The sequence below is a fragment of the Fusibacter sp. genome (assembly GCF_057447755.1).
Genome location: NZ_JBVBZF010000221.1, coordinates 1 through 5,958, shown reverse-complemented (window position 1 = coordinate 5,958; position 5,958 = coordinate 1). Strand labels below are relative to the sequence as shown.

4 protein-coding genes are annotated in these 5,958 nt (G+C 35.8%); all 4 read left to right on the top strand.

Translation table 11 applies throughout. The annotated features are described in order from the left end of the window. Positions 1-83: 83 nt before the first annotated feature. A complete protein-coding gene (locus AC220I_RS16960; RefSeq protein WP_486725051.1) occupies positions 84-1,286 on the top strand; it encodes a M20 metallopeptidase family protein in 1,203 nt (400 codons plus the stop codon). A 1-nt stretch (position 1,287) separates the two neighbouring features. Beyond that, positions 1,288-2,097, top strand: a complete 810-nt coding sequence (locus AC220I_RS16955) for a M55 family metallopeptidase (protein WP_486725050.1) — start codon at positions 1,288-1,290, stop codon at positions 2,095-2,097. Between the two features lie 255 nt (positions 2,098-2,352). Further along, a complete protein-coding gene (gene abc-f, locus AC220I_RS16950) occupies positions 2,353-4,308 on the top strand; it encodes a ribosomal protection-like ABC-F family protein (RefSeq protein ID WP_486725049.1) in 1,956 nt (651 codons plus the stop codon). 110 nt (positions 4,309-4,418) lie between these two features. Then, the coding region (locus AC220I_RS16945) for a GGDEF domain-containing protein (RefSeq protein WP_486725048.1) at positions 4,419-5,958 on the top strand (1,540 nt) is incomplete at its 3' end.

Sequence of the window (5,958 nt, the reverse complement as noted above, 5' to 3'; positions counted from 1 at the left end):
GTATATAAGGTGATCGATTATTTAGAATAACTTTAATTTATGAAGAAGGAAATCTAAATAGGATGATCCAAGAGGGAGATTATATGTATTTTGATAAAGAAGTATACCAGAAAATAATACAAGATGATTTATGGCTCCGTAACACAAGACAACACCTTCATCAAAATCCAGAATTAAGTGAACGCGAATGGCATACTCAAGACTTGATTGAAACTTTATTGGATGAGATGGGGATTAGCCATCAGCGGTTTGCAGATACTGGAGTAGTTGCCGTTTTAGAAGGCAAGGCAAAAACGACACTAGCTGAAAAGGTCATCGGAATTCGTGCTGATATTGATGCGTTGCCAATACAGGAGATTAATGAAAGCCCCTATAAATCAAAGATTGAAGGTGTGATGCATGCATGTGGGCATGATGCGCATACCACTATTTTATTGGGAACCTTAAAATATATGAAAGCATGCGAAAACGCATGGTCAGGGGTTATTAAAGGATTTTTTCAACCGGCTGAAGAGACCGTTGGTGGTGCCAAAAGAATGGTTGATGAAGGGTGTATGACAGGGCCAAAAGTTGATTATGTGTTGGGACTTCATGTGATGCCATATTTGGAAGTGGGTCAAATTGAAACCAGTGAGGGTAAATTGAACGCGGCTTCTGACGGAATGAAAATTGTTGTCAAAGGGCTTGCGGCTCATGGTGCTTATCCTGAAAAGGGTGTCGATGCAATTCATATAGCGGCACAGATACAGCTTGCAATTTCAAGTATAATGAGCCGACAAATATCACCTTTAGACCAAGCCGTCGTTTCAATTACTCAAATAAATGGTGGCATAAAGGACAATATCATTTGCGATGAAGTCATAATGTCTGGCATGATGAGGACCACTGACGAAAAAATCAGAACTTTATTAAAGCAGAAAATTAGTGATATTTCGGTGGCGATTGCCACAGCAAACGGAGGGTCAGCGAGTGTCACATTTAAAGAGGGTTATCAGGCCTTGGTAAATGACGCCCAAGTGGCGAAAAAAATAAAGCGTGTTGCAAAGTCGCTTTTGGGCGACAAAAATGTCTTCGAAAAAAAATTGCCATCACTTGGTGTGGAGGACTTTTCGTTCTTTTTAGATCATGCACCAGGTGCCTTTTATCATTTGGGTTGTGGTAATGCAGAAAAAAATATTGTTTCTGCTCTTCATACGGATACATTTGATATTGACGAGGACTGTTTGGCCCTAGGTGTCATGTTACAAAGTGAGATTTGCTTGAGTTTGTTTAAGGAGGAGGATTAATATGAAAATCTATATAAGTGCAGATATGGAAGGCATTGCAGGCGTTGTGAACTGGAACGAGGTAGAAGCAAGTCATCGCGATTATGCATGGTCTCAAAAGCAAATGACCAAAGAAGTACAGGTTGTTTGTGAAACAGCTTTTGAGCTTGGTGTTGAAAGTGTCATGGTGAAAGATGCCCATGATTCAGGTAGAAATATCAACATTTCAGATTTACCTCATGGGACCTTAATCCACAGGGCTTGGACTGGTGATCCCCTTGTAATGATGTCGGGTATTGAAAATGGTTATGATGCTGTAGTTTTTACCGGTTACCATTCGGGAGCATACTCTGATGGGAGTCCACTTGCACATACAATGAATTCTACTACAATCAAATGGATTAAAATGAATGGAATGTATATGAGCGAGTTCATGATGAATGCTTACACAGCAGCTTATTATAATGTCCCTGTAATTGCAATCACGGGTGACCAGTCTATATGTGAAGAAGCAAAAGCACTCATTCCTGAAATCACAACGATTGCTGTTAAATCATGCTCTGGAAATGCTTGTACAACCATGTCATCAAATGATGCTTTAATTGCAATTGAAGAAGGTTGCCGCCATGCAATAAGAAAATATAGCCACGCCAAATCAGCATGTGCTTTGAAGCTACCTGAGCAAATGAAGTTTGAGATTAACTTTTCTAATGCTGGATTGGCAAATAAGGCTTCACATTATCCAGGTGTCAAGCGTTTGGATTCATGTACAGTCCAATACGATACTGGGGACTATTACGAGTTTTTAAGGATGTTTTTCTTTGCATGTTGAAGTGTGATTTAACTTGTGATATAGTTATTTTGGAGGCGTTATTATGTTCTTATGTGAAAACAGAAATCAATTAGATAGATTAGAACACTATATTGCAAATATCTCAGCATATTTTGCAACAACTGTAGGGGAAGTCTGTCCAAAATTGAGGTTTTTATGTAAGTGAACGTCACGATGTTAGTATATTAACCCGTGTATATCCTTACACGGGTATTTTTATGCCTAAAACCTCATAAAACTTATAGGAGGTTAAAAATGATAAAAATAGGATTAAATGAAATAGATAAATATTATGGTGCTAATCAAGTTCTGGATAAATTAACGTTTGATGTAAATGAGTCAGAGGTAGTAGGCATACTTGGTGCTAATGGTGCCGGGAAAACGACGATTTTTAAGTTGTTATTAAATGTTGAACCTTGGGAGTCTGGTCAAATTTTCATATCAAGGGAAGCGAAAATTGGCCTACTAGAGCAAGTGCCAGTAGTGGATGAAAATTTAAGGGTAAGAGCCTATCTTGAATCTGCATTCGACAAATTATTTGAAATCTCAGAGGAAATGAGAAGTATAGAAATTCAGCTTCAGACGCTAGAGGATCCCTATCTGGTTGAAAAGTATGGTAAACTTCAGCTTTTATATGAACATGGTAATGGTTATCAAATTGAAGATCGAATTGATCAGATTTGTGACACCTTGAATATACCTATTGAAATGCAAGACCAATTCTATATGAAGCTCAGTGGTGGAGAAAAGACCAGAGTCAACTTAGCAAAAATATTACTCCAAGATGTTAACGTGCTCTTGCTGGATGAGCCTACAAATCATCTTGACTTAGAGACAATAGAGTGGCTTGAGGAATTTTTAAAAACATTTAAGGGCATCGTTTTAATCATTTCTCATGATCGTTATTTTCTAGATCAAACTGTAACGCGGATCATTGAGATTAAAGAAGGCAAAGCTGACTTATATGGTGGTGGCTATACCTTCTATGCTGCTGAAAAAGAAATGCGGTATGAGCAGCAACTCAATCAATTCGAGCAAAACCAGAAAAAATTAAAACAGCTTGAAGCCGCTGCAAAGAGATTGCATCAATGGGCTAATCAGGCTGATAATCCCAAATTACACAAGCAAGCATTTGCGATTGAAAAGAGAATAGAGCGTATGCCAAAGATTGATAAGCCTATGAAAGATATGGTTATTAACAATCAATTCTCGACAATAAATCAAAGAAGCAAAGAAATGTTGATCTTAAATGATGTTACGAAGCGTTTTTTAGATAAGACAATCCTTAAAAACATTTCCACAAAAGTATTTTATAAGGACCAAATTGCCATTTTAGGTGATAATGGTTCGGGTAAATCAACCTTGCTTAAGCTAATCATGGCAGAAATAGGACTTGATAGTGGGAATATCAGTATTGCGCCAAGTGTGAAAATTGCATATTTACCACAGGAAATCGTCTTTGAAAACCCTAACCTAACGGTCTTGGCCTTCATAATGGATGCCTTGAGCCTAACTGAGGGACAAGGACGTGCTCTCCTTGCAAAATACAGATTTCAGCAAGAGATGGTTTTTAAAAAGATTGGTGCTTTATCAGGTGGTGAAAAAACAAGACTCAAGCTCTGCGAAATGATGTCACTGGCAGTAAATTTCCTAATATTGGATGAACCGACCAACCACTTGGATTTAAAGTCTAGAGAATGGATTGAAGATGCCATAGAGGAGTATGAAGGGACACTGGTATTTGTATCACATGACCGTCATTTTATTAATAAGTTTGCCCATAAAATTTGGTGGCTTAATAAGTGTAAAATCGATTTGATTGAAGGTGATTATGACAGCTATAAAGCCTTGAGAAGTAAGTCCAAGGAAAGACCCTTAAAATTAGATCAGGCTAGCCAACAAAATGAACCCATTCAAAATCTTAAGACAAGGGGACATTATGTTGAAAATCTTGAAGTGGAAAGTGAAAGTCAAAACACAAGTACCAATAAGACGGTTTCTGGTCCAAGGAAAAAGAATGTTTTCATGATCGAGAAGCTTGAAGTTGAAATGAAGCGCCTTGAGGCTGAAATCGAATCAATTGAACATGAGATGACTCAATATTTTGATGACTATGAAAAAGTCCAATCACTAAATGAGACTAAAGAAGCATATGAGGCTGCTTATTTTGATTTATATGAAAAATGGGAGCACTATTCAAATCAATCTTAAAATGATTTTATTTATTTCATTAAAGCGATTTATAGTGGGTATAAAAGGTAATGTCAAGAAATGGCATTACCTTTTTTTTAGGCATGGATTGCATTGTTGGGAGAAGTATTATGAAGAAAACATTTTTAAGAATGATAATTCTATTATTTTTAATCACGACTGTAGGCGGCTTTCTTTGCATATGGGGCCAATCGCTTTTTGTTTCAAATATTGAAAATGCACTATTTAATAGGGATATGGCTTATATAGATCAAGTTTTTTATAGGTTGGATATTATTTTAGCACTTGTAAATGGGGAAATTCAAAAGGAGATCGTCTTAGAAGAAAAATCTAGTGGTGGCCTATCTCAATATGAATTAAATAAGTTATCAGAAGCGTTAGATGCTGATCATGTCATACTTTATGATGATTCTGCTGGTATGGTATACAAATCAGATCCTGAAAATCAAGCGACTTACCTTATTGATCTCATTGAAGAAAACAAGGACAATCTTACATATGAAACATCTCCGAATACATATGGTTATTATGTTGATCCAGTTACTTATAAGATTAAGCTTATTAATCAAGAGTATATTGAGGCATCAGGCATACATGTTCTAATCGTGCAGGACTTAGTTAAGGTAATACTTGAACATTATTCTGTGAAGGTTTATGAAAGCCTATATCCAAGTCTTATGAATGTCAATACGGAATATATTGATAAGGACACTCAATTTTCAGTGAATTTTATTAATGACCAAATCATAGATAGAGCTCAAAAGGACATAGATGTTGACGCTTTATTGGCTGGTGAACTCATAAAAGTGAAGACAGCCAATAATTTGACCATTTATAAAACGAGAAAATTAGACCAGAGCAAATGGCTTGGTCATCCAGTTCTACTTAAAACAATTACATATGAAAATCTAAAACTCACAAAAATGTTGAAAAAAATGATTTTGTATATTGTTTTGACAATTCTATTATTGGCAATATTGGTCCTGATTGTATATTATTTTCTTATTTATAAGGGCTTAATGCAAAAAATTACGAGATTGAACCAACAGATTCAATCTCAAAAAAACAATTTTACACAGTATTCATTTGAACATACAAATGTTCCTGAAATTGACATGATTGTTTCTGAGTATGAAGCATTGAAAAAAACTTTGAACGAAAGAGAAAATTTTATTGCTGAAATGGCGTACTTTGATACGATAACAGGCGTTGGAAATGTTTATCTTCTTGAGAAAGACTTGAATAAATTGATTAATCAGGCTGATGAAAATGACTATATTTGCCTGGTTTCAATACATTTAAAAAACGATCGTGAGATTGTTGAACAATTAAGTAATGAAAACATCCAAATGTTTTTAACAACTTTTATGACCCAAATAAAAATGAGTTTCGGTTCTGATGCGGTCTACAGAATTGCAGACTATACTTTTGCTGCGCTATCGAATTTAAATTATGAATACGGTGTCATTCAGCAAGTTCAAAACATTCAAGATTATATGAAAAAACTACTGCCCAATTTAGAGATAAAGTTGAGCATAATTATTACACGTTATCCTGAACATGGTACGACAAGTGAGGAACTTTTAAAAAACAACGAGATAGCAAGTCAAAATCCAACGGACCAAACAGTGATTTTCTATTCACAAAAGC